This window comes from Pseudolabrys sp. (assembly GCF_050250095.1).
Classification (GTDB): Bacteria; Pseudomonadota; Alphaproteobacteria; order Rhizobiales; family Xanthobacteraceae; genus Pseudolabrys.
In genome coordinates, this window is the sequence record NZ_JBFWPH010000004.1 from 395066 (window position 1) to 421767 (window position 26702).

General features: G+C 56.8%; 48 protein-coding genes and 3 tRNA genes. 2 read left to right on the forward strand and 49 right to left on the reverse strand.

From position 1 onward, the window contains the following. Window positions 1-35: 35 nt before the first annotated feature. The 49 genes from AB7F10_RS15025 to AB7F10_RS15265 form a co-directional block, all read right to left on the reverse strand. Window positions 36-1088 carry a hypothetical protein gene (locus tag AB7F10_RS15025; RefSeq protein WP_428561811.1) on the reverse strand — a complete coding sequence of 351 codons (1053 nt, stop codon included), beginning with the start codon at window positions 1086-1088 and terminating at the stop codon, window positions 36-38. Window positions 1089-1126: 38 nt separating this feature from the next. Beyond that, on the reverse strand, window positions 1127-1519 hold the full coding sequence (locus tag AB7F10_RS15030) for a hypothetical protein (RefSeq protein WP_428561809.1): 393 nt from the start codon (window positions 1517-1519) through the stop codon (window positions 1127-1129). Window positions 1520-1745: 226 nt separating this feature from the next. Then, window positions 1746-3356: a helicase-related protein gene (locus AB7F10_RS15035; protein ID WP_428561807.1), complete on the reverse strand. Its 1611-nt coding sequence runs from the start codon at window positions 3354-3356 to the stop codon at window positions 1746-1748. Next, window positions 3289-3603 (reverse strand): hypothetical protein, encoded by a 315-nt coding sequence (locus tag AB7F10_RS15040; RefSeq protein ID WP_428561805.1) that lies wholly within the window; start codon window positions 3601-3603, stop codon window positions 3289-3291. The genes AB7F10_RS15035 and AB7F10_RS15040 overlap by 68 nt, the downstream gene beginning before the upstream one ends. Continuing rightward, window positions 3600-3881, reverse strand: coding sequence for a hypothetical protein (locus tag AB7F10_RS15045; RefSeq protein ID WP_428561803.1), 282 nt, complete (start codon window positions 3879-3881; stop codon window positions 3600-3602). Before AB7F10_RS15045 ends, AB7F10_RS15040 begins: the two co-directional genes overlap by 4 nt. Before the next feature lie 346 nt (window positions 3882-4227). After that, complete coding sequence (locus tag AB7F10_RS15050) at window positions 4228-4905, reverse strand: PD-(D/E)XK nuclease family protein (RefSeq protein WP_428561801.1); 678 nt, start codon at window positions 4903-4905, stop codon at window positions 4228-4230. Further along, on the reverse strand, window positions 4902-5324 hold the full coding sequence (locus AB7F10_RS15055) for a hypothetical protein (protein ID WP_428561799.1): 423 nt from the start codon (window positions 5322-5324) through the stop codon (window positions 4902-4904). The genes AB7F10_RS15050 and AB7F10_RS15055 overlap by 4 nt, the downstream gene beginning before the upstream one ends. Continuing rightward, a complete protein-coding gene (locus AB7F10_RS15060) occupies window positions 5321-5668 on the reverse strand; it encodes a hypothetical protein (RefSeq protein ID WP_428561797.1) in 348 nt (115 codons plus the stop codon). Before AB7F10_RS15060 ends, AB7F10_RS15055 begins: the two co-directional genes overlap by 4 nt. A 74-nt stretch (window positions 5669-5742) precedes the next feature. After that, window positions 5743-6189, reverse strand: coding sequence for a hypothetical protein (locus AB7F10_RS15065; RefSeq protein WP_428561795.1), 447 nt, complete (start codon window positions 6187-6189; stop codon window positions 5743-5745). Window positions 6190-6432: 243 nt separating this feature from the next. Further along, window positions 6433-8337, reverse strand: coding sequence for a DNA polymerase (locus AB7F10_RS15070; protein WP_428561793.1), 1905 nt, complete (start codon window positions 8335-8337; stop codon window positions 6433-6435). Window positions 8338-8461: 124 nt separating this feature from the next. Then, on the reverse strand, window positions 8462-9142 hold the full coding sequence (locus AB7F10_RS15075; RefSeq protein ID WP_428561791.1) for a hypothetical protein: 681 nt from the start codon (window positions 9140-9142) through the stop codon (window positions 8462-8464). Window positions 9143-9145: 3 nt separating this feature from the next. After that, window positions 9146-9526, reverse strand: a complete 381-nt coding sequence (locus tag AB7F10_RS15080) for a hypothetical protein (protein ID WP_428561789.1) — start codon at window positions 9524-9526, stop codon at window positions 9146-9148. After that, window positions 9507-9872 carry a hypothetical protein gene (locus tag AB7F10_RS15085; RefSeq protein ID WP_428561787.1) on the reverse strand — a complete coding sequence of 122 codons (366 nt, stop codon included), beginning with the start codon at window positions 9870-9872 and terminating at the stop codon, window positions 9507-9509. The genes AB7F10_RS15080 and AB7F10_RS15085 overlap by 20 nt, the downstream gene beginning before the upstream one ends. Before the next feature lie 36 nt (window positions 9873-9908). Further along, entirely contained in the window at window positions 9909-11201 is a 1293-nt protein-coding gene (locus AB7F10_RS15090; protein WP_428561785.1) for a vWA domain-containing protein, read from the reverse strand. Continuing rightward, on the reverse strand, window positions 11173-11535 hold the full coding sequence (locus tag AB7F10_RS15095) for a hypothetical protein (protein ID WP_428561783.1): 363 nt from the start codon (window positions 11533-11535) through the stop codon (window positions 11173-11175). Before AB7F10_RS15095 ends, AB7F10_RS15090 begins: the two co-directional genes overlap by 29 nt. Continuing rightward, window positions 11522-11737, reverse strand: coding sequence for a hypothetical protein (locus AB7F10_RS15100; RefSeq protein ID WP_428561781.1), 216 nt, complete (start codon window positions 11735-11737; stop codon window positions 11522-11524). Before AB7F10_RS15100 ends, AB7F10_RS15095 begins: the two co-directional genes overlap by 14 nt. A 14-nt stretch (window positions 11738-11751) precedes the next feature. Further along, window positions 11752-12234, reverse strand: coding sequence for a hypothetical protein (locus AB7F10_RS15105; protein WP_428561779.1), 483 nt, complete (start codon window positions 12232-12234; stop codon window positions 11752-11754). Window positions 12235-12310: 76 nt separating this feature from the next. Continuing rightward, a complete protein-coding gene (locus AB7F10_RS15110) occupies window positions 12311-13381 on the reverse strand; it encodes a hypothetical protein (RefSeq protein ID WP_428561777.1) in 1071 nt (356 codons plus the stop codon). 64 nt (window positions 13382-13445) lie between these two features. Then, window positions 13446-13679, reverse strand: a complete 234-nt coding sequence (locus AB7F10_RS15115; protein ID WP_428561775.1) for a hypothetical protein — start codon at window positions 13677-13679, stop codon at window positions 13446-13448. A gap of 1 nt (window position 13680) precedes the next feature. After that, window positions 13681-13923 (reverse strand): hypothetical protein, encoded by a 243-nt coding sequence (locus tag AB7F10_RS15120; protein WP_428561773.1) that lies wholly within the window; start codon window positions 13921-13923, stop codon window positions 13681-13683. 11 nt (window positions 13924-13934) lie between these two features. Further along, window positions 13935-14231: a DUF6378 domain-containing protein gene (locus tag AB7F10_RS15125; protein WP_428561771.1), complete on the reverse strand. Its 297-nt coding sequence runs from the start codon at window positions 14229-14231 to the stop codon at window positions 13935-13937. Between the two features lie 57 nt (window positions 14232-14288). Further along, entirely contained in the window at window positions 14289-14420 is a 132-nt protein-coding gene (locus AB7F10_RS15130; RefSeq protein WP_428561769.1) for a hypothetical protein, read from the reverse strand. Then, complete coding sequence (locus tag AB7F10_RS15135; RefSeq protein WP_428561767.1) at window positions 14417-14788, reverse strand: hypothetical protein; 372 nt, start codon at window positions 14786-14788, stop codon at window positions 14417-14419. Before AB7F10_RS15135 ends, AB7F10_RS15130 begins: the two co-directional genes overlap by 4 nt. Further along, window positions 14785-15093, reverse strand: a complete 309-nt coding sequence (locus AB7F10_RS15140) for a hypothetical protein (protein ID WP_428587174.1) — start codon at window positions 15091-15093, stop codon at window positions 14785-14787. The genes AB7F10_RS15135 and AB7F10_RS15140 overlap by 4 nt, the downstream gene beginning before the upstream one ends. Continuing rightward, window positions 15068-15394, reverse strand: coding sequence for a hypothetical protein (locus AB7F10_RS15145; protein ID WP_428561765.1), 327 nt, complete (start codon window positions 15392-15394; stop codon window positions 15068-15070). Before AB7F10_RS15145 ends, AB7F10_RS15140 begins: the two co-directional genes overlap by 26 nt. Continuing rightward, window positions 15391-15723 carry a hypothetical protein gene (locus AB7F10_RS15150; RefSeq protein WP_428561763.1) on the reverse strand — a complete coding sequence of 111 codons (333 nt, stop codon included), beginning with the start codon at window positions 15721-15723 and terminating at the stop codon, window positions 15391-15393. The genes AB7F10_RS15145 and AB7F10_RS15150 overlap by 4 nt, the downstream gene beginning before the upstream one ends. 11 nt (window positions 15724-15734) lie before the next feature. Then, window positions 15735-16061: a hypothetical protein gene (locus tag AB7F10_RS15155; RefSeq protein WP_428561761.1), complete on the reverse strand. Its 327-nt coding sequence runs from the start codon at window positions 16059-16061 to the stop codon at window positions 15735-15737. Window positions 16062-16070: 9 nt separating this feature from the next. After that, on the reverse strand, window positions 16071-16238 hold the full coding sequence (locus AB7F10_RS15160; protein ID WP_428561759.1) for a hypothetical protein: 168 nt from the start codon (window positions 16236-16238) through the stop codon (window positions 16071-16073). A gap of 34 nt (window positions 16239-16272) precedes the next feature. Continuing rightward, window positions 16273-16545 carry a hypothetical protein gene (locus AB7F10_RS15165; RefSeq protein WP_428561757.1) on the reverse strand — a complete coding sequence of 91 codons (273 nt, stop codon included), beginning with the start codon at window positions 16543-16545 and terminating at the stop codon, window positions 16273-16275. 1 nt (window position 16546) lies between these two features. Further along, on the reverse strand, window positions 16547-16948 hold the full coding sequence (locus AB7F10_RS15170; RefSeq protein WP_428561755.1) for a hypothetical protein: 402 nt from the start codon (window positions 16946-16948) through the stop codon (window positions 16547-16549). A 318-nt stretch (window positions 16949-17266) separates the two neighbouring features. Beyond that, complete coding sequence (locus AB7F10_RS15175; protein ID WP_428561753.1) at window positions 17267-17428, reverse strand: hypothetical protein; 162 nt, start codon at window positions 17426-17428, stop codon at window positions 17267-17269. Between the two features lie 29 nt (window positions 17429-17457). Next, a complete protein-coding gene (locus AB7F10_RS15180; RefSeq protein WP_428561751.1) occupies window positions 17458-17838 on the reverse strand; it encodes a DUF6915 family protein in 381 nt (126 codons plus the stop codon). Next, on the reverse strand, window positions 17838-18272 hold the full coding sequence (locus AB7F10_RS15185) for a DUF6878 family protein (protein ID WP_428561749.1): 435 nt from the start codon (window positions 18270-18272) through the stop codon (window positions 17838-17840). The genes AB7F10_RS15180 and AB7F10_RS15185 overlap by 1 nt, the downstream gene beginning before the upstream one ends. A gap of 24 nt (window positions 18273-18296) precedes the next feature. Continuing rightward, window positions 18297-18554: a hypothetical protein gene (locus AB7F10_RS15190; protein ID WP_428561747.1), complete on the reverse strand. Its 258-nt coding sequence runs from the start codon at window positions 18552-18554 to the stop codon at window positions 18297-18299. Beyond that, complete coding sequence (locus AB7F10_RS15195) at window positions 18551-18790, reverse strand: hypothetical protein (RefSeq protein ID WP_428561745.1); 240 nt, start codon at window positions 18788-18790, stop codon at window positions 18551-18553. Before AB7F10_RS15195 ends, AB7F10_RS15190 begins: the two co-directional genes overlap by 4 nt. Before the next feature lie 121 nt (window positions 18791-18911). Continuing rightward, window positions 18912-19250, reverse strand: a complete 339-nt coding sequence (locus AB7F10_RS15200; RefSeq protein WP_428561744.1) for a hypothetical protein — start codon at window positions 19248-19250, stop codon at window positions 18912-18914. Then, window positions 19247-19519 carry a hypothetical protein gene (locus AB7F10_RS15205; protein WP_428561742.1) on the reverse strand — a complete coding sequence of 91 codons (273 nt, stop codon included), beginning with the start codon at window positions 19517-19519 and terminating at the stop codon, window positions 19247-19249. Before AB7F10_RS15205 ends, AB7F10_RS15200 begins: the two co-directional genes overlap by 4 nt. Then, window positions 19516-19779, reverse strand: a complete 264-nt coding sequence (locus tag AB7F10_RS15210) for a hypothetical protein (RefSeq protein WP_428561740.1) — start codon at window positions 19777-19779, stop codon at window positions 19516-19518. Before AB7F10_RS15210 ends, AB7F10_RS15205 begins: the two co-directional genes overlap by 4 nt. 3 nt (window positions 19780-19782) lie before the next feature. After that, window positions 19783-20016, reverse strand: coding sequence for a hypothetical protein (locus tag AB7F10_RS15215; RefSeq protein WP_428561738.1), 234 nt, complete (start codon window positions 20014-20016; stop codon window positions 19783-19785). Between the two features lie 203 nt (window positions 20017-20219). Next, on the reverse strand, window positions 20220-20408 hold the full coding sequence (locus AB7F10_RS15220; RefSeq protein ID WP_428561736.1) for a hypothetical protein: 189 nt from the start codon (window positions 20406-20408) through the stop codon (window positions 20220-20222). A gap of 106 nt (window positions 20409-20514) precedes the next feature. Further along, the gene (locus AB7F10_RS15225; protein WP_428561734.1) at window positions 20515-20799 is read right to left on the reverse strand and encodes a hypothetical protein; all 285 of its coding nucleotides are present in this window, start codon (window positions 20797-20799) and stop codon (window positions 20515-20517) included. 306 nt (window positions 20800-21105) lie between these two features. Further along, complete coding sequence (locus tag AB7F10_RS15230; protein WP_428561732.1) at window positions 21106-21408, reverse strand: hypothetical protein; 303 nt, start codon at window positions 21406-21408, stop codon at window positions 21106-21108. An 80-nt stretch (window positions 21409-21488) separates the two neighbouring features. After that, window positions 21489-21561, reverse strand: a tRNA-Arg gene (locus AB7F10_RS15235). Between the two features lie 17 nt (window positions 21562-21578). Beyond that, window positions 21579-21655, reverse strand: a tRNA-Pro gene (locus AB7F10_RS15240). A 258-nt stretch (window positions 21656-21913) separates the two neighbouring features. After that, a complete protein-coding gene (locus AB7F10_RS15245; RefSeq protein WP_428561730.1) occupies window positions 21914-22090 on the reverse strand; it encodes a hypothetical protein in 177 nt (58 codons plus the stop codon). 132 nt (window positions 22091-22222) lie between these two features. Further along, complete coding sequence (locus AB7F10_RS15250) at window positions 22223-22915, reverse strand: hypothetical protein (protein ID WP_428587176.1); 693 nt, start codon at window positions 22913-22915, stop codon at window positions 22223-22225. A 7-nt stretch (window positions 22916-22922) separates the two neighbouring features. Next, window positions 22923-23183 carry a hypothetical protein gene (locus AB7F10_RS15255; RefSeq protein ID WP_428561726.1) on the reverse strand — a complete coding sequence of 87 codons (261 nt, stop codon included), beginning with the start codon at window positions 23181-23183 and terminating at the stop codon, window positions 22923-22925. A gap of 510 nt (window positions 23184-23693) precedes the next feature. Further along, window positions 23694-24461, reverse strand: a complete 768-nt coding sequence (locus tag AB7F10_RS15260) for a hypothetical protein (RefSeq protein WP_428561724.1) — start codon at window positions 24459-24461, stop codon at window positions 23694-23696. A gap of 601 nt (window positions 24462-25062) precedes the next feature. Further along, window positions 25063-25380, reverse strand: a complete 318-nt coding sequence (locus AB7F10_RS15265; protein WP_428561722.1) for a hypothetical protein — start codon at window positions 25378-25380, stop codon at window positions 25063-25065. A gap of 727 nt (window positions 25381-26107) precedes the next feature. Between AB7F10_RS15265 and AB7F10_RS15270 the strand changes: the two genes are divergently transcribed. After that, window positions 26108-26578 carry a DUF6647 family protein gene (locus AB7F10_RS15270; protein WP_428561720.1) on the forward strand — a complete coding sequence of 157 codons (471 nt, stop codon included), beginning with the start codon at window positions 26108-26110 and terminating at the stop codon, window positions 26576-26578. A 25-nt stretch (window positions 26579-26603) separates the two neighbouring features. Further along, window positions 26604-26678: transfer RNA gene (locus AB7F10_RS15275), tRNA-Thr, on the forward strand. Window positions 26679-26702: the final 24 nt, after the last annotated feature.

The following is a 26702-nucleotide window of genomic DNA, read 5'->3' on the forward strand; positions in this document are numbered from 1 at the left end:
GGGTGGGTAACGTGGTTCGATGGTCATTTCGTGTGTTACTTGGAGCCGTACTTCGGCAGGAGAGCATCCAGCTTGGCGTCGATCGCAGCGTCGAAATCGACCTGCGACTGGGCCAACTGCGCAGGTTGGACAGCCGGGGACGCCGTGACCGGGGTCTCGGCCTTGACCGGCTGCGCCGGAGAAGCCTGAACCTGGGCGGCACCACCTCCGGTGCCAAACCCCGACGTGGCGACGGGAGCGGCGGCGGTCACCTGAGGAGATGGCTGAACCGGTGCGGCCGCTGTGGTCTGGGGGGCAGGGGCTGAGGCCTGGGGCGCCGTATACTGTTCGAATACTTGAGCCTTGGGGGCTTGGTCCTGAACCGGCGCCTGCTCGCTCTCGAGCTCGGCGACAATTCGCACCACCTGCGGATCTTCTCGCAGCTTGATGACTTTGTCGGCTTCGTCGTCGTTCAGCGGCCGAATGCCCGTGAATACGAATTTCGGGTACGACTCCTTCTGGTCGAAGGCGATGCGGGTTCCGATCGCGTAGTACGGGTAGCCCTCCCGCTGCATCAGGTTGCCGTACTGAGCAAGCCCGTCGAGGCTCGCAGCCGGCACACGAAGCAGCATGGGACCGCCATACGCGGCGTTCTCGATATCGCCGAGTGGCGTGATCGCGAGACGCTTTGAGTCCTGGCACGCCTTGCCCTTACCGTCGCGTCCGGAGCCCCAGACGTTGCGAGGGCACGTCGCGCATACCGAGGACTGTTTCTTGGTGGACGATGCGTCGGGCACGACGCCATTGGCCGAGAAGCAGTCTGGCGCGGCGTTGGACCCTTCGACCCAGCCGTTCTCGTACCAGATCTTCGATTTGTGCGTGCTCGACTTGAGGATGACGACTTCGACGGAATTCATCGGACCGTCACCATCCGGACGCATCAGCTCGGTGGCGGCGCCGCGATAGCGGATCGACCAGACCTTTCCGCGGTAACCGAGGATCGGATAGCCAGTCTCGACGCCGGCGGCGAGCTCGTTGTCGACCTGCTGTGTCGCGAATTTGCTAGAGATGGCCCCGAACGACTGTGGCCGAGATACAACTGCATTCATGTGGTTCGTAACTCCTGTGGGTAATTCGTTAGATAGGATTACTTTCGTCGGACGCCAACATCATGCTTGGCGGTGAAGTTCACGCCGGGCGGTAGTGAGCCGTTTTTCTCGGCGAATTCTTCAACCGCCGTAGCGTTGGCTTTCACATCGATGAGATCCCAGTCGGCGTTGGCGACGACCCAAGCCCAGAACGCGGTCTTGTCAGCGATCGATGCCGACTTGCGCTCTTTGCGGTAAACAGTGCCAGCCGCGGATGATACGCTATCGGCACCGACGTCGTTGAGGTGCGCCAATAGAACACTGTTCAGTTGCTCGAGTGTCTCTTTGTACGGAGCGAGCTGCTTTTTTTGCTCGTCTTCGATGCGTTTGATTTCGTCGCGCAGTTCGTTGAACTGCTCAACACGTTTGTTGAAATCAATTGCGTTTGACATGGTTTTCCTTTCTCACGATTGTTACCGCCTCCATTTCCCGCGCCCGAAATTGCGTCCGCTTCTCGCTGTACCGATGTGAAACTTCCGGCAGTACGGGCATTTATAGATAGCGCCACGAAGATCATGCCGACGTCGTCGACCCTGAACACGGTTCGCCATCTTGTAGCTGTCAAACGCCGACTTGCCGGCACACTGGGCGAGATACAGGTCCTGATCGTCGCCTGGATCATGCTGCACGGCTCGCCTCCTCGAACAGCCCAAGAAGTTGGTCTTGGACTTTCTGCTTTCCTTGGAGCATCTGATAGATGCGTTTCTCGACCTGGGTGCTCTGGAAGTGCAGATAGAGCTGTTTGTATTTCTGACCGACACGGCGGATACGCGCGTTCGCCTGGTCGTAGATCTCGAGCGACGTAACCGGGGCGAACCAAATAACCGTGTCCGCGGCCGTGAGCGTGATGCCGTGCGCTAGGCACTGTGGATGCGCAGCGATGACCCGGTACTTGTCGGTGTTCTGGAACAGGTTGAAGATATTGTCGCGGTCTCTGGCCTGAGTGTCGCCATCGACACATGCGTGGTCGATACCTTCGCGGGTAAACGCCGCGGAAATTCCTTCAAGCGCATGTTTGAAGGGGACGAACACGAGGACTTTGCGGTCAGTTGAGTTGACCGCGTCGACCAGCGCCTCGATGCGCTTGTCGTTATCCAGGGCGACGACGTTCTTGTCTTTTGTGTAAACCCAGCCCGTCGAGATCTGGAGCAGCTTCATCATCATGGCGCCGGCGTTGGCGGCCGTAATCTCGTCGGACTGAACCGCCGCGTAGCAGCTGTCGGCGATCTCCTTGTAGATTTTTTTCTGCTGCGCCCCGAGTTCGATATCGACGGTCCGCTCGACACACTCAGGAAGTTCAACCACATCCTCGAGCGTGAAGCGCACCGCGGGCTGCATGGCGGCGAACGCCCGATCAACTGCGTCGCTTTTGGGGGCCCACTTAAATTGGTTCACCCGGATCATCAGCTCGTCGCGGAACCGACCAAAGTATTTGGGAACTGTGTTCGGCGTTACGATGCTGCACTGAGCCCAGGCGTCTGTCGGGCTCGTCGGGATAGGCGACCCGGTAAGTCCCCACACCCACGAGCAAAGCGCGGCGATCTTGCGCACGCTCTTGGTGCGCTGCGCGCCGCCGTTTCTGTAGATGGCGAGCTCGTCGACGATGAGCGTGTCGATCTCGCCGGATGCAATCGCGGCGATGATCTCCTTCTCGATGACTTTCGTGCCATCGTGGTTGATGACGTAGATTTCTGGCTCTGGGTCGGCCAGCCGATCAGTACGGAGCTTCTTGGTGCCGTGGAGAACCGCGCATTTGCGGTGGGGCAGGGTCGCGAAGACCTCACGCGCCCATGTGAAGTTCAACGTACTCAGAGGTGCGAGGACGAGCGCCTTCTTGCAGAGGCCGTTACTCCTGAGGTAATCCCAAGCCCACAGCGCGGCTTTCGTCTTGCCGGTGCCCATACCATTGAGCACGTAGGCGCGCTGGTTCGTAGTCAGGACCGAACAGGTTTTCTTCTGAACATCGAACGGATCTCCGCCGGCCCAGTCGTAGTGCGTAAGAATTGGCGACGGGACGTCGAACCCGTGCTTGCGCAGGATGAACGTTTCGGTGGGCGTATGTGGCACAAGAAGATGCTTCGCTCCCGCGAAGTTCATCTCCGGCGCGCTTGGGTAGAGATTTCTGATCGCCTGGTCGAAGGGGACGCCGACCAGTTTGTGTTTAGTGCTGACTTGGACGGGTTGCATTGCTGAGCAGTTTGAGGAGAACCCCGACGTGCTCAGCGTCATCGGTGTTGTCGATTACGAGAACGATGCCGCCCGCCCGGCGGATATCGCTCATCATTCCAATTTGTCGGGGCGTCGGATGTTTACCCGGCGCCTTCGTTTCGATGCCGATGTAAAACGAGTTCACACACAGCGTGTAGTCGAGCGTGCTCGGCCCAAAGCCGGACGGCACCGACATGAATTTGTAGACATCTGGGAACCGCTTTATGACGCGATTGAGTTTGGCTTTTACTCGCCCTTCGGGTGTCACGAGATCACCGTCAGTTTCGCGACCAGAAGTTCACTTGGAAAAGTATCCGGGTCCTCAATCGACTCGAATAAAGTCTCGCCCGCTAGGTCTCTAATCAGAATATGAAGTCTGACGCATGACGCCGCGGTATAAAGAGGCAACACCGTCGCCTTCACATTCTTGTATTTCGCCAAATAATGAATCGCTTTATCGCCGGCGTCTTCTGCGAGACGGCGTTGTAGCGCGTTGCGGCCGGCGATCTGCTCCGCGATTGTTTTTCCAGAGAGTGTTTTAATCATGCCACCAACGCGATCTGCGCGATGAGGGTGGTGCTCGGGTATCCATCGTCCGACATTTCACTCAGCGTGTAAGTCTCGCCAGACGGCGTTCGGACATCCACTAGAATTTGGAAGTGCATAGTATCTGGTTTTACCAAAACACGTACTCTGACGATTTTTTTTTTTTTTGCGGAGTTCTGAGGCTGCTATCGAGGCGATATGTAAGAACGCTTTTGCATCGAGTTCGGACTCCACGAGCCAATCGGTGGCGGGCACAGCCCCCACGCGGGCAAACGCGGAATTCACGATGCTTACAATCTGCTTGCTACCCGTGGGTAGCGGTGCCGGGTTTGTCATTCCGCCCATGTCACTTCCCATGATGCGGACATGACGTGACAGGGCACCACTTCTTGCAGAGTGAGCCCGGTTTCGCTGGATAGGTCGTGGTCTTGTAGGCGTTCTCCAGCGACTCGACGCGATGCCAGATGTACTTCCACAGGTTCGGCATGTCTTCGCGCGAGAATGTCTCGCCGGTCGACGTATCCTCGTACTTGAGCCAGATGAATTCGCTGCGGACCTTCTTGATATCCGGATAGTGGGCGAACACGCACTGCGCCATCAGCGCAAGCTGCACGCTGTCGTCGAGTACCTTCCCAGTTTTCCAATCCAGAATAAGCGCGACGTCTTCGCACCGCTTGATGACGTCTCCGATGCCGCGGAACCAGGCGGTCCGGTCGAAATAACCGCAAGGGCCGTAATCCCGGGTGATAGCAAGCTTCTGCTCGACCTCGATATCGCCCGCTCCAGCTGTGACCCTCTCGCACCACTTCTCAAATGGTTTCATGGTCTCGGGTAGGGGGACGCGCTTCCACCCACAACGGGCAGCGAGATGTTTGTGCACCTCATTGCCCCACTTTAACGTGTCGCTTTCTTCCTCTTGGAAGTTCTTGGCGAGGTCGATTTCGTAGTGGCGCTTAGGGCACGTCTCGAAGTTCTTCAGTTTCGAGTACGACCATGCAAATGGTTTCTGGTACGGCGCGTTCATTTCGTCTCCGGGATGATCAACCGAAGAGACGCCATAAGCGTGTCGCTCGGAAACAGTCTTGCTTCGTCTTCGATCGTGACGAGCTTCTCGTTGATGACCAGGCAGAGCGCAATCCGGCTGTCGTTAAGGCGGACCGCGAACGCACTGAACCGGTCCATATCAATCCACGATCCGGACCAAATAAATCGATTACTCACGCGCTGAACGAGCTCATAGCTTTCACGCGGGTAATGCGGGTATTCCGGCGTCGCGGTTTGCCACGGCGCCGCTCGAGCAATACTGCCCCCCGGATAGAATTGGTTGCTCAGATTTATTGCGCAAACGCACGACGACTGTGGAGCTCCGCAGGTGAGGCAATGTCCGCCACCGCCCATCGCACCGATCGTGTTCGCCGTGCTGGGTGTAAGTAGCGCCATCATGAGCGATCCTTCTTCAGTAGCCGGATCTGTGTCACGAGCTGGTCGCTCGGAAAAAGATCCCAGCCGTCCTGAAGAATTGTCGGCTGCCCGCCGACCACAACGAACACGTTCACAGTGTCGCCGCTCTTGTGGGCGCCAACGTAATCGAAGCCCATATTTGAGCTGGCGGTCTGACGCAGGCGGCGCGCGATAACGTCGAGAAGCTCTTCTTCCGACTCGTGGACCGGTTCTGCTTTTGTAGCCATCATGGCGGCGCCAACCAGGCTGGGCGCGTTAGGATTAAATTTCGTCGGATACCTATCTTTGAAGTAGTCCGCCATTCTCTTAATTTCATCCTGTTCCATGGACGCCTTCGTGGGTACGAGTCATTACGGCCCCGGCTGCTAACCGGGGCGGTTGTGGTTCTAGTAAAGAAGCGCTAGGCGGCTTCTTGTTTGTCTTGGTCTGGTTGAACGCCGGCTTCTGGAGCCGCGCTGGGCGCCGCACTGGGTGGCGTTACCGCTGGGGTAACGATCGACTTGATGCGGGCTTTTTCTTCGGGACTCAGAAAATACCCGAGCGATCGCTTCGCCTCGATCTTGACGCCCCACGGCTTTAGCGCTTCGCGCAAGCGGTGGATCGCGACTTTTGGGTCGGTCGCGATCTCAAGCCGTACGTTGATCATCTCGGGCGTGACAGCCGGTAGTGATACCAGCAGCCCGAGGATGTCGCTCAGTGACTTTGAAAGTTTGAATGTTGCGGCAAGGCTTTTGTCGTGCATCCCAAGAACAGCTTCGAGGTCGGCGATGCGCGCCTCTTGAACTGCGAGTTTTTCCTGGAGACTTTCGATGAGTTCGGTCTGGTCACTTCTCGTGGATTTAGACATGCGTTATTGGCCTCCGACTCTGAAGAAGAGCCGATGTGGTTCGTGGCCGACAGGTTGTGGGTGGTGTGGGTAAGAGGTTCAGTCAAGTAACGCGACTTCGTTTACTCAAGAGACAGGTAAACATTGTGTATACTACACTTCCGAAATTTTCAAGTAGTTGAATATGAGAATTTGGTTGCACGAGAGTAATGAACACATCGGCAAATAGAATCATCCATCACTGTTCTAGATCGACACAACAGATCACTTCGCGTCGCCGTACGACGGACCGTGTCCGGCTTCGGCAGCGATGGGAAGTGTTGGTCCCCACTCTGGCCGACGATGCATTTCTTCGAGGGCGATCTTCTCAACGGCGATGCGGGAATTTTTGTGCACCACAAAAACATTCTCGTCGTGCACCTGGAGCTTCATGCGCACAATCAGATCGAGCTCGACCGAGCATCGCTTCTGAATTCTCAATGCCGCATCGAAAGTAATAATGCGCGCGAGCGCCTGGCAGAGATTTTCGAGGAGTTTCCCGCCGTAGAGGTACTTAGTCTCGCGCCCGTACGTGAATTTCCAGCCATCACTTGTGCGCTCAAGATTGTCGTACCAGAGCCGCAACCCCGAAGGTAACAGCACGGAGCCTTCCTCGAAGAGGCACGGGCCGAGCGTCACTGGGTCAGTGAAGCCGGCGAGGGCGGGGATGGCGTTGTTCTCGAGCCATCGCCACAGTCCGGAGATCTTCGAGTACTTACGACGATAGAAGTCGACGGTGTTTTTCGCCCGCTCGTCGTCAAAGACGATGGCGTTCCCGAGCTGGTTCTTGGAGTCGGCTTCGAGCCTGGCTTGGAACTTCTTCCAGCCCAGCATGTAACCAAGGCCCAAAATACAAGTTTTGCCGACGAACCCCTCCGCGATGTGCACTGGGTCCTTGAGCTTACGGTTAACGGGGTGGCCCATGAGGTCCGTAGCAAACTGCGAATAGATGTCTTCTTTGTTCTCGAACGCCAGAACAAGGTCATCCTGCCCGGCGAGCCAGGCGACGAGACGTGCTTCAATCTGGGACGAGTCGACGGTCAGGACTTCGTGGTCTTGGGGCGCCATGAGTGCGCGCCTGATCGCATTGTTGCCGCCGCGGGCCGGCAGGTTCTGCATGTTCAGCTTCCAGTCGCCGGACATGCGGTGGGTATGGGCTCCCGACACCTTAAGGGGCACCGGCATAAGCCTGGCTTGACCCAGCCCGGGCCACGACAGGTTTGCGATCGATAGCAGACGTTCGGTACGCGTCTCTTCGATGGTGGACTTGTGGCCCAGCCGCGCTGCTACGAGCGCCTGAACAGCTGGATTTTCGTGCTCCTGAAGATCAAGCAGTCCTAGGTCAGTCTTGGCGAACGCGTAGGTCGTTTTACCCGTGATGGGAGAGACCTTCATCGGGGGCTCTACACCATGCTGGCGCAGGAGGGACGCAAACTGCTCATTAGACATGAGCGAGCTCTTACCGTCGGCGCCCAGCAGCATTGCTTGGCTAAGGAGAGTTTCTTTCTTGGCGCGAACTTCGCCCAGATGTTGCGCGAGGATGTTCTGGTCGATCACGAACGACGGCTCAACGGCACACCGCAGGATCATGTCCATGACAGCGAGCTCAGCCACCGGGAAGTGACCACCATAAAACAGTTTATGAAAAATCCCGGCGCAGAGCTCCGCGTCGTTGTTGGCGTAGGTGATGAGTTCTTGGTATAGGGTTGGGCTACCGGCGATCGCCGCGTAACTCATCCCCTTGACCTTGCCGACAGCATCCCCCTTAACGCCGAGCCCAAGGTGAGATGCCACCGAGTTTAATGACAGGCTCTTAAGTTTATGCCCGAGACACGCTCGGCTCATACCGAGCGTGTCGACCATTAACTTTGGTATAAATCCGTAGCGCCACGCGCAGATGCTCATATCAAAGAGCGCGTTATGGGTTATTACGCCTTGGTCGCGATCCAGCTCGTTAAAGAGTTTGGCGAGATCTGGACCAGCTACCCAGTAAGGTAACTGCTGCCCCTCTTTTACAGAGCATCCGATCGCTTCGAAGCGCGGGTCGAGAATATACTCGACCGGTGTCATTTTTCGGAGGCTGTATTGATCGTCGTAGTATGTCTCAAAATCGAGGACTGCAAACTTCATGGTTTCATGAGGGTTGACTCTTTGACCCCCAAGTCCTATTTCGAGAAGGCCAGACAATGGCACTTCTCTTGTGGGTAAGAGAAAGGGGGCGTCGCGTGGTGGTTCGCGTGACGCCCCAGCTCTTTTATGGATGCACTCGGAGTGTTCCGAGTGCATCGTCTTTTATTTGGAATTCGGCCGGCGTAATTTCAATACATCCAGCGGGGCGCGCTACCGGCGGTTCGTCCGGCAGGATCGATGCCGCGGTAATGATCCCCGACGTGTAACGACACAACTCCCGAATTTCCGGCGGTACGGAGACCGGCGTGCGCGGCGCTTTATGGACGCCAATACGTGCTTTTAGGTTCTCGAGGTCTTCGCCGAAACACAGCGACTGCACAGCCGGCCAGAGATACCGAACCTGCTGTGGAGTGCTGCATTTTCTGTCGAGCATCTCGAGCAGTTTTTTGGATTTCTCGAAATCAATGAGTGTTTCCCTCTGCCTGGCGATCGCATCGACCATCGATTTCTTGAGGTCCTCGGGAGTGTCGTCCTGGAGGGTTAGGCGGCCCTCGGGGACAATGGCCCGCCCCAGCAAAGTGACATGTACGGAGCTAACATCGGCGGTGACACACACAGTCTCAATACCGCGCTCTGCTCCGGCCATGGCCACGCGGAACGCTTCGCGGATCTCGCTACGCAAAAACAAATCCGCGAATTGGTCCTGCGTGATCGTGCAGCGGTGCAGCGCGAGCCAGCGGCGCTTCAGGGTTTCGAGGTTCTTATAAAGTGCATACTTGTCTCGATACGAAAACGCTTCAGACATTTCTCACCATGTTCCTTGCTCTGTTCTTGTCAGTTCGTATTTTCTGTTTTTCATAATTTCATCCAGAACGTTGTTCGGGAGCATATGACCCATCACCAGCATCGCGAATACTGGCAACGCTTCGCGTGTTGGTGGCACATCAACTACTTCCACGATCGAATACTTTGCAATCCACAACCGCCTCGCAGTTCCACGCGCATTATCGGTCAGGCGCTTCGACGTACCCCAACACTGCGTCGGCAGATTTGTACGCTCGCGGAGCCATATGTCGGGATCGAGCAAGGTAACGATCGCATAGCCATCAGCGATCCAGTTATCCCCTTGGAGCTTGACGACGTCGCCCGGGAGTACGCTTCTCCAGAGATCAGAAGTCATGGAAGTCATGGAAGCCATGCACCTTGGAGACTGGAGTTGAACTATCAAGTATCTGCTCAATGAATTTGCCCGGAACGTCCCAACAAAAATTGATCAGGAGAAATGCTTTAATTGTTTTAGCGTCAGCCTGTTTGATAAGGATTTCCTCGACTCTATCTTTGCCCACCCACAAACAAGTATTTACCCCGCTCAACACCTTAGACCGGCCAAAAAGAAGAACGACGCCAGGCGCGCCGGAGTGCGCGTGGGCGCAGGTGATGGCTGGCCCCGGTAGGAGCCATTCATTGTGGCCGACCTCCACGATATCACCGGGGCTGAGATCCAACTCGCCCCGGCTCGACTCGGTGTCGCTCACTGTTGCTATCCGTTCTGTTACCCGCTGGAGTAGCAATCAAGCAGCCTGCTTCGGAATGTCGACGACGTCGCCGAACGGATACTGAGATCCTTCGTAGATGTTGCCCCAGATCACGGGGAACGACGGCGCCTGGGCGGGGAACGAGCCCATTCCGTCCGTCAAGTAGACAAGCGCATCAGGCTCGATGCCCATATCCTCCATCTCCTCGAAGACAGGGATGAACGACGTGCCGCCACCTCCCGGCGCCCCCTTACGGCGCAGGCTCATGAGTTCGGAGAGATCTTCGATCTCGTCAACGCGGTGCACTTTGGCGTCGCACCACATCACAAAGAGACGCTTGGGTTTGACGGTATCGAGAATGCCGTACATCTCGCCGAAGAACATCGACAACTCACGGTCGCCGATCGAGCCAGAGGTGTCCACCGCGACGACGACGTCACCGGCGCCGAACCCAGACCGACCGGGGGCTATGATATCCCGCACGATCAGACGACGATCAGGCTTCTGCCAGTCGTAGGTGCCGCCGCCGACTTTGCGCGCAAAGAGTGACTGGATGTGTTCGCGCCAATCCACTTGGGGCTCAAGCACTTCGTTGAGAAGGCGCTCGAGGCCGGCGGGCAGCTTGCCCTGGACCTTGGCCGAGTGCATTGCCGCGGCGACACCCGTGTTCCATTCGCTGGTATTGCGATCCTGGCTGGCTGAGTGCGCATCTTTCCCCTGAGACGTACCGGGGTCGAGATGCTCGTCGAACTGCTCGCCAGACACGTTACCCTGAACGGTAACACTGGAGCCATCCCCTTTTCCGCCGCCCTTGCCGGCACACTTCTCGTAGAGCTTGCGGTAGGCATCGAGCACCGAGTCGTTGGCGGTAGCGATGCTCGCGTCGTGCAGCCACTTCTTGTTGTAGAGCCCGACTTTCGACTCGACGAGGATGTCGTTGATAACGAGGTCCATCGCGACGTTCATGAGCTCGTGGCTGTAGGGGAGCACCACGCCATCCGGATAGGGGACGGAGCCACGCTTCCCGAACTGATATCCGATGATGCAGTGGTTCAGGATACAGTGCAGAATTTCGTGCCCGCAGACGAACACGCGCTCTTCGAGCTTGAGCGGGAAGAACGTCTCCGGGTTGATCATGAGCGTGACGCCGTCGGTGGCGGCGACAGGCACGTCCTTGGTGAACACGGCGATGTGTTTAGAGTCAACCTTGTTCATCAAGGTATAGAGGATGTGCGAGAACGCCGGGCAGTGCCAGAGCAGGGCGACGCGCGTGTCGTCCCACAGCTTCTCCTGCTTGGCGTCAAGTTTGACGAGTTCGAGCTTCTTCATAGAGCGGTATTCCTTTCTCATTGAAAAAACCGTGCAGTATGCTGACGGCTTGCAGTTTTGTGTCGACGTTCTCCCAATCTTCAGCGACCTCGCCCCAGCCGCCTTTATTTCGGTCGTCCCCGTCGCAAAACCTTGCGAAGTCGAGGTCCGGACGGTGTCTAATTCTGAGTTTGTACCTACCGACACTCGGCGTAAACCAGAACGACACCAACCAGCCGCGCAAGTAGCCGACATAGACCGGCTTTGCGCCCCAGAAATTCCCCGGCGGAATGACTGTGCTGACCGCAAATCCTAGGTCGATATCCGGGTATCCCCTGGGATCATTCGGTGCCATCGAAGATCTCGATGCTCTCGTCGGCGGTGAACATATCGCCGACTTGTAGGCTGACCTGCGGCTTACGCTTGTCCGCCAGCAGCGCCACGTTGGCGATGAGCGTTTTTGCAGCGGTGCGGGCGGCGGCGATGACAAGCTGATTCTTGTCCTCTCGCTTCTCGGCGTCGAAATCGACGCGCATTTGGATCGTGACTTGAAGCATCGTTACCTCGTGGGTTACTTTCGGTTTTTCTTCTCAATCATCTCGAGCAGAGCTGGAGTGCCTCTCAGGGACTCGACGACTTCGCGAAAAACCGGGATGTAGGACCCACTGGCTCGGAACCAGATGATCCGCTGTCCTCCCGATCGCATCCAGTTGTTTTGGTTATCTTGGCCCTTAAGCAGCAGGAGCTGTGCTAGCAGCGGCTCAAGCTTTTTAATTCTGGGAAACGTGACAACGGCTGAACGATATTCGTGCATGTTGTTTTGGTACGTCCAGCATGAATACCACTCGTCATACGTGACGAAACTTCGGCCCATTTCTTTTGCGGTAGCTCGAAGTATTTTGCGCCTGGTGGGTTCAGAGATATAGGCGTGGTTTCTAGCGAACTTGCGGGTTGCCGGCGTCCACTCGTGACGTATGATCGCGATGCCATCTTTGATGTAATTATTGCGGTCGTCTTCGAGCTGCTTGATCACGCGTTCGTATTCGGTCGACATCGTGAAATCTCCCGCTACCTCGTGAAGTTATTAAAACGGGCGGGACTTTTGGTCCCGCCCGCCAGTATCAGCTCGTTTAGCGGGCGAGCTGGGCCATCAGCGAGGCGTTCTCGCTGCACCACTTCTGAATGGCCGGAGTCGACACGAGGTGCGGATCGCGCTTACACGCCGCATTGGCGAACGTGACCGAGAACTCCTTGGGGAGCCGCTCGATATACTTGACGACCTTGGACACGGTGTCTTTGTCGACACGGTGCGCGAGGTTGTAGCAGACCAGCATCTGAGCGTCGGGCTTGGTCGGGACCTTCGCCTTCTCGGGGTCAGCGATGATCTTCTCGTACTTCGGCATCTCCTGGTCGAGCTTGACGTGGGCCATGAGCTGCGCGGCCGCGCCGGCGCCGATCATGCCAGAGATCTCCTCGGTGGTGGTCGGATCGCACGGCACTTCGCCACTGCCACCAGCGAGGCCTTGGAGGTACTGGTCCGCCATCACGAACGACCGCGGCGTGCACCACGAACCCTGTTCCTTGGGGGGGTCCTGCGAGAACACGATGTGGGTGTAGTGGTTGGCGAACGAGATCGCGATCGGGGAGACGCCGTTCTCGATGGCCCAGTTGGTCCAGCCCTCGACGTCATCGTCGATGTCGAGCTCGCACCGGCGATTGATCAGGTGGTCGAGCTCTTTCGTGGAGCCGGAACGGTCCTTCTGGCGATTGCCGGCCATCCAGACCACCCAACCTTTGGGCAGCCGGTGAGGGCCGAGCCGACCAGAGAGCGCCGCTTCGCCGATCACCTTCTTGACGTCGGTGTCCATCTTGTCGGCTTCGTCGACGACGATGATACCGCCGTCGTACTGGTCGAGCCGCTTGCCTTCCTCGGTGCGGAACCAGAACGGATCGGTGTAGACCGACTCGGAGTGCGTCTCGAGATGCTTCGGCACGAGGTAGCCAACGCTGTCCGACGGCGTCAGAAGAGGACCGGAGATCACGACGAGCCCGAACGACTTGCCCGGGAACTGTTTCTCGAGGATCTTGGGGGCCTCGCAGAACACAGTGGTCTTGCCGCGGCCCGGCGCCGACCTGATGTAGTAGCACCGCCCGGACTTGTACCAAGTCGGAATGCGCTGGATCACAGTGCTGAGTTTCATGAACTGAGCCTTTCTTCTCTTGTGGTTCGATGGTGGGGTGGTTCGTGGGTAAGAAAGCGTCCGCTTACGCGGCTTCTTTTTTGGTCGTTGTAGGGTTGGCTATGACGATCGACCTGTGAGTGCGCAACAGAAGATGCTTCTGTAGCCAGCTCAGGTTGTCGAACAGGTCTTTGTTGATGCGAAGAATGTTGCTCGTCTTATCGAGGGTGGCGAGCACTTCGTCGTGCGGAAATTCAGTTTTGGGGAGATACCGGAATAGTCTCGGCGGGGCATCGTCAGGACAAAACGCAGACGTCATGTTACCTCTTGGAGTTACGTTTGGTGAACGGACTGCGATGGCGTCGCCACATACTGTAGTCCGGACGGTTGTTGTGCCCGATCGGCGGGCCAGCTGACGGAAACGGGATGACGTCGCTGATGCCCGCCAATTCGCCGTCGAGAAGCTCTTTAGCGTCCACGCTCGACAGCATCGCCGATACTTGTTCCGGGTCGTCAACGAGTGAGCCGACGCGGCGAAGCGCGTCGAACGTGAACGATCGCATGCGTGTGGTCCTTACGCTGCTTGTTTGGGTGTAGCGCCCAGCTTCCGCTGCTCGATCTCTTTGGATACGAGGCGCGCATAGCCAGCGATGTCGTCCCAATGATCCGCGAAGTTCGGATTGCCCGCGAGAATTCGCCCGACTTTGTGGGCGTTCATGTCGAGCGTTTCTTTCTGGGAGGGCGTCAAGCTGTTCCAGTTCGGACAGCTACGCATGTAGTCCTTGAGCGACTGGGTAATCTCCGCATGCTGCGAATAATCGCCATGCGTTTTACCGCGCTCGTTCAGCAACTCATCTGTGGGTGAACTCATTTGTTACTCCGTGGTTCGAAGTAACGATGAGTAACCCCTTAAGGTAACGCGTGGGTCTCAGCGCCGATAAATTTTTTGTCGGTCCTCGGCGATCTTGCGCAACGCGACGAGCTCGTTGGCGATGCGCTCGAGCTGCTTCCAGATGAACCACATAAGGAGCGACACCACGATCAACACTACCGTTGTCATCGCACCCAATTCCCGTCGCTGTAATCCGGGTCGGCTTTGTATTTCTGAACCGCGTCGTAGATAACGCCCAAAAGCATTACAGGATTAGGATCGATAGAATTATCTAATGCTCCGCTGTAAAAAACGAACGGGTCCAGTTCGAGAGTACAGAAGCCTGCATATTCGCCGGACAAGACACTCGCCATAATCTTGTTGTGTGGGTCATCGATGACCGCGGGCATCAGTTTTCCCTTGTCCGAATTCTCGATGACAACGACAAGGTTCGGTGCATCTTTGTCCGGATGGCAGACATACTGCTCATCGCCCGCGCCCCTTACCCCATACGTCTGCTCGCCGGGGAAGCCCAGTTTCAGTGATGTGATGGTCATTCTTCCAGATCCGTCGACTCTAGTGGTTCGCGGTTCATCAGCGCGTTAAACACGCATTGTGCGACAAGCGGGTCTTCGTACGGGCCGAAACCTTGGTCGTCGCGGTGTATTTTGTGTGTCCAGCGCCACCGCCGTGTCAGGAAAAACATATAACTACTACCGGGTTCGCCGGCGTCGTAGTTTGACACTACCTCCACAACCTTGAGGTCCCAGCGGAAACAGCGGGCAACAATGATCGGGTCGGGGTCTCCATCGACGTACCGATGTTTGTACCGAAGATCACTCAGCGCTTTTGTTTTTGTCACGGCGCCCCTCGATGATCTTCAGCGCGACCTTGCAGCAGTTTTGGAAGTTACCTGTGAAGTACTCGTGAGGCGCCGGCTGCTTGAAGGTCTTTTGCTTTCCGCGCTTACTTCGTTGCTTGTACGTTCGAAGCTTCGTAAGTCGGAACGTACCAAGATGTCGGTTACGAGCGGACCCGCCGCCGATCCACATATTGTGCTCGGCGAGCTCGTCACGCGCCAAGCGTTTGATGGTGTGCCAGTCTTCAGGAGACATGCTCTTTTCGTCGAGCGTTCCCCACGCAATCATGTGGACGTGGCTCATCGTGTCGGGGCCTTAATTTTGCGCCCCGCTTTCAGCCCGCCAATCATGTAGCGCATAATAGCAAGTGCTTGAAGCGGGCTGTCGGCGTACAACACAGTGGCTTGATGCGGAATTTCAGCGCGAGCAATTTTTTGCAGCTTGCGCCCCTTATCACGCCCAACGTGCACGCCTATCTCGCCGCCTGACTTCCAAAACTGAGCCACGTAGCCGGGTTCGGGGCGTGATATCCACACCGAAACCACGTCGCCCTTCGCGGGGAAAAACATTTCATCGGGCAGACCAAAACGGCATAGCTCTTGGTCTTCATCCAGGTCGTCGAGCGGTGTCATCAGTTTTCCGATCAATCCAAATGTACGAGCCATCGGAGATACTGCCTGAGGTTCTCTTTCGATCGCTGCGCGCGTCGTTTGCGTGCATATCGCTGCATGAACTTGTTGAGCGGCGCGTTCACCGAAGAGGCTTCGACTTCGAGCGTTGTATTGCTCGGCGACGGCGGAAGGTCCATCAAGACGCGCCAGTGAGCGACTTCTTCCTTGGTCCAGCCAATTGGAAACGCTGTGTTGCTGTCGTCGACGAACACGGGACGGTCAATGTCCTCGATGTTCATAAACGAAATGTTGGTGAGGCCGTTCGCCCTGATCTCTTCTTTAACCTCGGGAATCTTCATCGGGTTACCTCACTGAGTAGCGAGCTTCTCGCGGTGTTCTTTGACGCGCTCGATACGACGCTTTTCGGCGAGCTCGTAGCCCAGCTCGGCGACGTTGGCGTCGCGCAGCACCCAAGAATGAATATGCGCGAAATATCCGATCATCCAGCGCTGCTCGTCGTCACTCAGCTTGCCCATGAGTGCGCGAAACTTCTCGCGTCTCGATAGTGGTTTAGGTGGAGGAGGTGGGTTCTTCGGACGTGCCATTGATGCGTTCCAGTGCGGCGTAGACCGCGCATTGCAGTTCGAACTCGGTATCGACGTTGAACAGGGCCACGGCCTCTCTATGGTCACGGCCGACCCAATAATTCTTAAAAGCACGAGCGGAGTAGCCGCCGGCGTAACGATAGACGGCAAGTCCGGTAGGTGTATTAGCCGCCTTGAGCCAATCCCTGTTAGGCGCTGGTCCCCACACAAACTCAGCGACGTTCGTGGTCGTCTTCACGTTACCTCGCCGGGTTACCGTTGCTGTCAGTGACAACGGTCGCACCCGAAACGGCGTTTACGAGGGCAAGTCCGACTTCGTGAACCACTGATCCAACACCGATGCCTGCCATAAGCAGGACAATCAGCGCGAAAAACCGCAGTGCGATCGTCTTCGTGGAATTGCCCGGATAGGTCTTGGGTTCTTCGGGGTTCAGCTCGGGAACATCGAGACCGTACTCGTTGCAGTACGCAAGAGCCGCGGCAGCTTTTGTGGCGTACATGCCAGCGTAGAGCCAGGTCTCGCGTGGCTGGTCGGCGACGCGCCAGATCACGCCGTCCTGGTAGAGCTTGGCGCCGTGAGCCTCCGCGGTCTCGATGATCGCGTCAGCTTGTTTCTCGGTCGGGGTGAAGCGGACGTCCATGTGAGGTGGTTCCATGGTTTGATGGTGTGGGTAGAGAAAAGGCGTATTGTTCGCACGCCGATAGAAGGCACTGGAGCTCCAATGCTGTCATGTTCGGAAACGCTGGCGATATGTTTCCATCGCTCCGATAAGCCGGCGGGACGTTTTGTCTTCCGACAAACGAAACGTAGTAGTGCCCGGGATCAGTCAAGCCGGTGCTCGAATTCTCCCTGCGAAACACATCAATGCCGTATTCAACCGGCGTGTTTACGGCGATCGACCAGTCCTTTACGGCAGCGCCGGCAGCTCTGTGTGTATCCCACTTAATATCGCCGATGTTCATAGTTTCTTCGCCCGAAGAACAGCAACAAGCCCGCGCAGCGTTACGATCGCGAGCATCGTAATGAACGACACGACGATCATCTGATACCAACTGGCGAAACCGTGCGGGAACGCAGCCATGATGACGAACAGCAAAACGAGTGTGGCGAGTAGTTTCATCTGTAACCCCGTTGGGTAACGCGTGAGTTTCAGAACGTCGCGACGGTCGATGGTTTTCTTCGCGGGTCTGAACCGTCCACATCGAGCGCTGGCACGCGCCCCATCCACGACTCGTGCTTGATCGCTCGAGCCCAGTCGACAAACGACGGTATCCAGCCGAAGTCTTCCGTGACGTGCTGCTCGCCGATCCACCTGACAGGCACTTCACGTCCGGTGGAGATCTTCCTGACGCTCCCAAAGAGCTGCACGGCGAGCGCGATCCCCTCAGCGTGATGCCTGAGTGCGCGATGGCGGTAATCGCACATGATGGTCTTGGAACCGTCAAACCACATGTGAATATCCAGATAGTCCTCGACCTTACCGCCCCACTTCTTCACGCTCGATTTGGCGTGGTGGTATGGGTCAGCCATCAGTCGGCCTGGATCGGGCCTTCATAGGTAAGCTCCCAGTTTCGACCTGGCGACACCTCGTAGTGAAGCGCTCGCGAAGCGGTGAAATTCTCGTAGCCCTCGACCCGGATCGAGTCTTCGCCGGGGATGACAATGATATCGCCGCTGCCGCCATCATCGTTGACCCAATCGAACGGGACGTTTTCCGCCAGATACTCCACCAGCTCTTTTGCGATCTTTTTAAGAGACATCGTGGGCAGCAAATTGGAGAACGCGTCGGCCACTTTTGGGTAGCCGTTCAAATCGACGATCACCTTTTCAGCGTCGGCGATACCGTCGATTTCGACGTCGTGGACTTGGCCATCGTCACCGCCGCCGGAGAAGTGCGCTTTGATCTTGATGACGCCGTGCTTCTTGAAAAGATCGAGGATCTCGCGTTTGAATTTGTCATCCATGTGGTTCATTACTCCTGTGGGTAATCAGATTTTCGACATGTCGGGCACCCACTTCCAACACCAATCGCGTGTTGTTTTGAGTCGCCGGATAGGGAGGTACTTGCGCCAGGAGCGGTTACACACGCCGCTGGCTTTGAACGCGGGGTGGCGTTTGAAGTGGATGCATGTTCCGCATTTTCGCGCGCCGCGTTTGGTGAGATCACCATAAAGCGGGATGCCGTATTTCTCTTCCATCTCCGTTATGGCGTCGTCCAAATGCGCCTCTAAGTCTTTGGCGTTCATTTGAATTCGCCGTATTCCTGTTCGAGATACTTAATGATGCTAACGACCTCCAACGGTCCGACACCAGATGATGTTTCGTTATCTGGACCCTCCCATTTTCTTTCAAGGCCGGGCGTATAGAAGTAAGCCCAGTACAGGTTTGGCGTATCGGATTTCCAGACCTCGATCCTCCCCTCCGTGGTGTTGCGCAATATTACGTTGCGCCCAGTCCACACAAACCCAAGCTCGCCAGACACCGTTACTTCTCCGAGTTGCGCCGGCACGCGAGCCGTGAGTGCGCGCGCTTCTTGTTGGGGACGATGCGCTTTTTGTATTTGGGCGTGCGCAGATCGCGCGCAACAGAAGTGCGCTTGCGTTTCATAGCCGTCCCTTTTTAAGGGTGATGATCTCGGTTGGGTTTTGGGTGTAGTAGTAAAACAGAGAAAGCGCTTGCACCGCGCTATCTATATTTGTGATGCGGTACGCCCTTAACCGGGCGTCATCGTCGACAAAAGCTTTCTCGATCGGCATCGCCGGAGCCCACACGAACCACATATTCATCGGCCCAATATCTAAAGAACCTGATCCGGGATGTAGTACAAACAAGTAAACATGCCATCCACCGACGGTGACCCCGTAATACGGAACGATGCCCTTCTTCGACGGGTACATCTTACCGCCCGGCAGGCTGAGGTCCGGCGGATACGGGAGTGTCATGGTTCGATGGTTCCGTTCAGAAGTCCGATCAAAATCGCAGTAGCTTCAAGTATTGTCAGCGACGACAAGCGATGACCGGTTTCGATGCCATATTCATTGCCCCACCATCGACCTTCACCCGGACCGACGTAGATCAGATAACGATCCCGCGGTATCGAGTTGTTGGTCGGCGATGCCCGGTAGATGTTTGTTTTCGGGTTCCGTCGTACGCAGCAGTATTCCCAATCGGTGTCGTAAGGGACGAAATTGAGTTTGCTGATGTCGATCATGTCTCGATGCTCCCATCGAGTATCCCAAGTATGATCGCCTGGGCTTGTAATGGTGGGATGCAGGTAAATGCGCCTTCACCACCGATATCGAGTTTACCACACAATATTGCGTAGTGCCCTTGTTGCTGTTGGCTGTTGGACTCAGTGGGCTGGTACACATAAATTGTATGAGCGGCGCCACGATCAATTTCAGCAACACGCCAAAGATCGAATGAACGAAAGCCGGACTGACCCTTGAAATCGAGATCGTCGAGCCGCATGCGTTACTCCCGCGGGTAAATCTTGTTGTTTGTTGCCATCCAGCCGAACACGCCGGCAACAGCGAACATGCAGATCGAGGTGGAGTTCACGCCACCAAGCGACAGGCCGATGAACGCAAATCCAGTAACGAGGCCCGACAGCCAGGCCCAAGAAATGCGCATCCTGACGATGCCGCCCAGCTCGTAATATTGGGCGTCGCGGCGCTCGCGTGAGTGCGCGCGGAACAATTCGAGCACCGCGGCTTTGCGCCTGCGGCCGCGCTCGATAACAGCAGCTGAAGTTGAGCGGGGAGAGCATCCAGTTTTTCTTGGTTTGTCATCTTACGGCTCGATGCAGAACACGAGGAACAGGCACCATCCCCAGCCGTCGTGGCCAGACACGGCGATTGCGGCCGCTGCGATGACAAGCGCGATCGACACCCAATGTTTATTGGGCTTCATCACGCAGCCCGCTTCCACTTCACGAGCGCTTCTTTGGCGATCGGATCGTCGGGGAATTTCTTGAGGTGCTTCTCGATGCGCTTGACGTGCGACTTGGCGTGGCGCCGCTCGTTGATGTAGCGCAGGTTCTGGGGGCTCTTCTTGGAGCGCCCCTGCTTCTTGTTCTTTCCGCCCGCGGCTTTCGCCATGGTGTTACTCCTGTGGGTAAGGTATTTGGTGGTTCGAGCGTGAGATGGTGCGGTGGTTCGCGCTACCTCACGGGGTTATTTCACAAGCAGGTGCCAGCGTGCAGTTTCATCTCACCACCTGCGGATAGCGCTTCAGGAGTTCGTTGAACTTGCATTGGAACACGAGCGGATTGTCGGTCATGAATTCATCCACCACGTCGCCTTTGGTGGTTGAGATATTGGCAAACAGCCTCACTGGCGTGTTGTGAAATGCGTGCGCGAAGTTCAGGTTTGGCATGTCGCTGTAGTGATCAAGAAAAACGATCTTGCCATTGACCACACGCACCGGGGTATCACCCAGCCTACCACTGTTGAGGCGCTCAAATAATTGCGTGGTGTCGACGTTCATCATCGTTCAGGCCTACCCACGCTCAACTCGCCGTACCGCTGAAATACGTCATTCAGAATGCATTGAAGCTCAAAGAGACTGCCGGCTCTAAATTCTTCGACGCCGTGCCGTCCTTTTGAAATGTTGACCCAAAGCAGGTACTGAACTTCGTCGGGCTGTCGCGGTCTGTATATATGGACGTTGGGGTAACTGTTGTTACCATAGACCTCTATCACTTCACCGTTCTCGATCCGAAGCCACACACTTTTGTCTTCGTCAAAACCTGGGCGAATAAAGTCGGTTACGACTACGTTGGTCGGTGACATGGTGTTACTCGAAGGGGTAGCGCGCGAGGATGTCGTTAATCGCACATTGTAGAAGCAAATAGTTATCCGGCACGCTCACGCTAAAAACTGCGGTATGAGTTGATGCTACTCCGTTCGGCTCGTTGCGAAAGATCGAGTACCCGCCGTGGCCGCGTTCAATCCAGATATTGATGTTGGGAGCATATTCGGGGGATTTCACGTTTCGTATCTTGCCGTTCTCAATACGAAACACGACGCGCTCTTCTTTCTTTTTCTTGGCGTGTTCCACCAAGTCCACCACATCGACGAACGGTATTTGTTTGCTCATATTTCGCCACGAAGTTACCCGGCGAAGTAGCGCCGGAATTGAAGATGACACTGATACACACAGCGTGCGATGAGTGCGCGAGCGCCCCGCTGGACTCGAACCAGCAACCGCCGAATTAGAACTTCGATGCTCTATCCGTTGAGCTAGGGGCGCATCCGCGTAGAGTAAATTGGTCGGGGTGGCAGGATTTGAACCTGCGGCTTCCTGCTCCCAAAGCAGGCGCGCTACCAGACTGCGCCACACCCCGAAAACGGTGGCGTTGCCGATCGGGTAAACCCGCCGGTTTCCCTCGACTCCAAACAAGAGGAGGGAGGCTGATTTGTTAGCGATACGCATGCTGCCTGTGTCGCCGTTTGTCAGCTCTTCAATCATCAACGCCAAGCTCTTAAACGTACGAGACTTCAGAAGTGAACTGGTCCCAGGAGGGCGGTCCTGCTCTTGCGAGAGCCGCTGCGTCGCTGCTGAGCCAGAGCGTTGCGGCCGGACCAGCTCGCTTCTGAAGTTGTTATTTACGCCTTCGTATGTCGTAGCGACGTTGCAGTTCGCGGGCGACCCACGAAGGACTGTTAGGGAAGTCTTCGTCAGCCAGTAGCTCCTCGATTACCTGCGCCAGCTCATGCCGCAGCGCGATCGCATCGGCGATGCCAAGGATGAACTCCTCGCTTGTGGTGCGTTCTGCCATTTTGTTACTCCGGCGGGTAAAGCTTCCCGCGCCAAAGATAGAAACCGTTGGCTTGTTTCGTGCCCAGCCATCTGGCGAGCACGCGTTTCAACGATGTAATGAGTTCGCTCATGTGATGGTCCGATGGTTGAGTTACTTCTTCTTGGGAGCGCTCTTACCCTTGGGGGTAATCCGCCACTTCCTGATGCGCGCCATCTTCTCCAGATGGTCCACGATCAAGAGACTCTCACGGCCCAGGTCTGTGCCCTTGCGGGTTTTGCGCCAGTGAGTGCGCGCTTCTTTGAACGTGAAGTATCTGCACCCCGCGATAATGACGGCGTGGCCCGCTTTATCGAGCGTGCATGTGAAGGTGTAATGGTCTGATCGCGAGGCAAAAATCAACGAAGCAGCGACCAGCGCATTACCGGTGACCAGCGCATTGCCGTAGACCTGCGCATTGCCGTAGACCAGCGCATTACCGTAGACCAGCGCATTACCGGTGACCAGCGCATTGCCGTAGACCAGCGCATTACCGGTGACCCGCGCATTGCCGTAGACCCGCGCATTGCCGGTGACCTGCGCATTGCCGTAGACCTGCGCATTGCCGGTGACCAGCGCATTACCGGTGACCCGCGCATTGCCGGTGACCCACACATTGCCGGTGACCTGCGCATTGCCGGTGACCTGCGCATTGCCGGTGACCAGCGCATTACCGGTGACCCGCGCATTGCCGGTGACCCGCGCGTTTTTTCCGACATATGCGGAATTATCCACATGCGCCGTATCTCGCACCAGTCCATCGCCGTTAGCGTGGCGGTGCCAACCCTTCGGGATTGTGCCTTCCATTTTCGTGTTACCTTTTAAGGTTACGCATTTTCTCTTGTGCGCGTTTCAAATCACGGCGTGCCATGTATTTTTGAACCGCGACGGTGTTGTCAGCGGCCCAGCGCGAGATGGCGGCGTTTGCTACCGCCGCCGGACAGACTCTGCACACGATGTGCACGATCGCGGCTTGTTTCTCTTTTGAGAGGGGCGCGATAGCACGCAGCAGTTCATCACCGTCGATCCGCGATGCGGGGTACTCGTGATCCGTGCGACGCAACAGATCGAGCATGCGGTAGTCGAGCGCCTTATTCCTTTTTGGCATCGCGCCGTTACCCCATCGAGTAGCGTTGCTCGTCACAAGTGACACCGACACAAATCGAGCGCCGGCTGTGAGTGCGCAACTTCATGAGTGAGCCGATCGGCATTAGGACGTTTTGTCGTTCTGCCCCTGCCTTCCAGTTCAGACACACGCGCCGCTCTTGCGTATGCGGCTCGCTCCGCACCTGCTGGTCGGTATCGGCTCGCTGATGAAGTTGGGCCTTTTCGTGTGGTGCCCAGCACGCGCGCTTTGGGTGCGCGTAACCTATGTCGTCCTTCTTTTTACTCGGACGAAAATTCCCTAAGGGTGCCTATGTGACCATCGCCGGGCAGCGCCCCGGTAATGCGCTATCGCCCTAGGTCGTTGTGAGTACCGGGATCAGGTGCCCCGCTGCACGATCCTCCCCGTGCAGCGGGGCTGTGACCGGGCTTGGGAACTGGGGGAGGGGAGGCCCGGCTACTTCGCTAGGTAGCGTGTGGGTTACGCCGCGACGGCTTCGGCCGTGTCGGACGCAACCTGCTCGGCGGTCTCACTCGCCGCCGGATCGACGACGGTGAGGCCGAGCTCGGCCGCCTTGTCGAGCAGCGCCTGGCGGTCCTTCAGCGCCATGATCTGGCCGATGCGGGACGTGATCTGCTCGTGCGCAGCCATGACTTCCGGGGACTTGTCGGTGAGGCCGTTCTCGCCCGAGATGAGATCGTCGAGGATCTTCTTCGCGCGTTCGAGCTGACCTTCGACGGTCTTCTCAGCGCCTTCGGGCTTGGCCATCACAGCCTTGAGCTGGTCGTCGGTGAGTGCGCTGTCCTGCTCGATCTGCGCCCGCGCCGTGTCCACGTAGAACGCATAAGCGGGCTTGACGGCAGACTTCGGGTCGGCGGCCAGCGTCTCGCGACGCATGATGACCGCACGATTGAGCACGTCCACCGGATCGCAGTAGGTGAGCGTGCCCATCTGGACGAGCTTGCGCAGTTTCGACACGTTGGCACGCATGCCGCCGGCAGTGCGCTCGTGCACCGCCTTGGCGCCTTCGGCCTTGGTGTACTCGTCGAACATGCGCTTGGCGTCATCGATGCCCTCGCTGTCTTTGTCCAGCGAGATCACGCCTTCGTGCGCGGCGCGAACCGCGGCGACGGCGAGCATCGGCAGGGCGTCACGCCCCTGCGCCGACTGGCGACCGAACTCGCGCACATCGGACATGAAGTCGCGAAGGCGCGTGTCGTTCTGAGTGCTGTGTTTCAGAGAGACCATACTTACTCCTGTGGGTTGCAGCGCGGCTCACTCCCTTTTGGGGTGGTTCAGTGAGTGCGCGCTTGTGTTGGCCGCTCTTCGATCAATCTCAGGCGGCATTGGTCGGTCTCAGCCGACCAATTACTAAACGTCACACATCAAGTGCAACGTAATTGTCATGTTACTTTTGCAAGTAACATCGGGATTACATTCGAGAGTGTCGCCACAATTTGAACAGTTAATTATTCGTAGTTCGACACAATCGCAAAACTTTAACTTTCGAGTAATTATCCGCTCGATGCTCGCGCAGGTTGAATTATGTGGCGCAAGTATGGCGGAAGAATGTGGTAAAAATTTTTGTTGTGAGTTGCGCGAAAGTTACGGGTTTCGCGAGAATTACGGATAGAGAATAGAGAATTACAAGTCATTGATTTGACTTGATATTTTTTAATTCTCTATTCTCTATTTTCAAAACAGGGTAGCCCTAGGTGGTGTGATGGTGGCCGTCGCACCACCGGGTCATCGCCCGAAAAATTGCTAGGGGTGTATATAAATAGAGAATAGAGAATAGAGAATAAACATTAGTGTAACCAAACACCACCCTGTAACCACCAAGTAACCGCTAGCGGCTGCCGCGGATGAGTGCGCTCCCGCCCTGAGCCTGCGAAATCGCACCACCGAATACCAGACGCTCGCCGTTGCCGTAGGTCTTATGGGCCATCCAGCGTCCGCCCTTACCAGTCCGCCGCACGATGGAATTCATCTCGCCTTCGCGCGTCGCAGCTTGTCCGGTCGGATACCGCTTGACCATCGAAAGGTCATAGCTCGGCACCACCGGTTTACCCGTGCGGTAAGCAGGCTTGAGCATTTCATGGTTCGCGGCGTCGATGCGTTGGCGCCGAGCGCGCGAAGCCTTCGCTTCCATTGATCGGTTAGCCATTGCACCCTCGTATGTTTTGACCATCAAAGGTGAAAGCACCAAAAGAGCGGGCTTATAGGCAGCGCCGGGCCGCAGTAATTCGATGCTTTCGCTTTTAATGGTCAGATGGTCCGGGCCGCCATTCGCAAGCCCGGACCATCCGTGGGTGGTATGGTCCCCTCGCGGGTGCAGTGATGCTCGCCATCTCGCGGTTGTGCCGGGAACGTGACCGGCCGGTGTGCTACCTAGTCGGGTAGCAGTATCCGTTGCTCCGCCGCATGGGTTCATATGCCCCTAATCAGTCTATCTTCCGAATAGACCGCACCCTGTAGAGCCTAGTACTAGCCGGCCACCGCCGGTTTCCCCGCCCTTGTGGAGTGTTCCGTCTCTTTCGGCACCGAGGTCGTTACTCCCCGTCACCTTACGGAATTGCCCGGTCACGCTTTCGCGCTGGCGTTTTTAGCCGCAGCCGGGGCTGGTAATTCGCTTGTCGTTTCAATGACTTGCGCCTTACACCCTAGGTCCGGGGAGGGGGGCTACCCACCGGGGTAACTGGACAGGGGGGCCGGGGGGTGGGGCGGCCCTTGTTTGGGGCCCCAAGTAATACGGAGCCTAGAAAAACCATCGGATACTTTGAAGATACTATAACTATACTTGACACTCCAAGTATTCGCCCCACTTACACCGAAGAGCAGTTGGCGCAGGGGTCCAGGCCGTGTGGTGGTTGCGTGGTGTGATGGTGGCCGGAATGACCCTGCTGGCGGCGGGCCAAGGTTGGGCCAACGACCAGGATCTGCGATCGCAGATCGAGGCCCGCATGCCCGACTTGAACGCGTTCGTGCGTCTAGTTACCGACTACAAGTCGACGGAATTTCCCAAGGTCGTGATCAAGACGCCCGAAGAGCTCAACAAGATCTTCTACCGTGAGCACTACGACGGCCAGGACAAGCGCTGCGATATCGGGTGTGTGAAGGCGCTAGCGTATGATGGTGCAATCTTTATGGGCACCGACTTCATGCCGGGTCGCGACGACTTCATCTTGGTGCACGAGCTCGTGCATTTTCAGCAGTTCGCCGCCGGCAAGGGCGACCAGTGTCCTGGCTCGCTCGAGCCCGAGGCTTATGCGGTGCAGGACAAGTTCGTCACCGCCACCGGCCGCGGGATGAAGTCTGACCCTATGACGGTGATGCTCCTGGCTGCGTCGTGCAGTGGGTTTTGAGCACAGGATCTGAGCTATAGAGATTGCCCGTTTAGCTCAGCGGTAGAGCAGCGGTTTTGTAAACCGAAGGTCGAGGGTTTGATCCCCTCAGCGGGCTCCATTCCCAGAAATTCTGGGTGTCAAA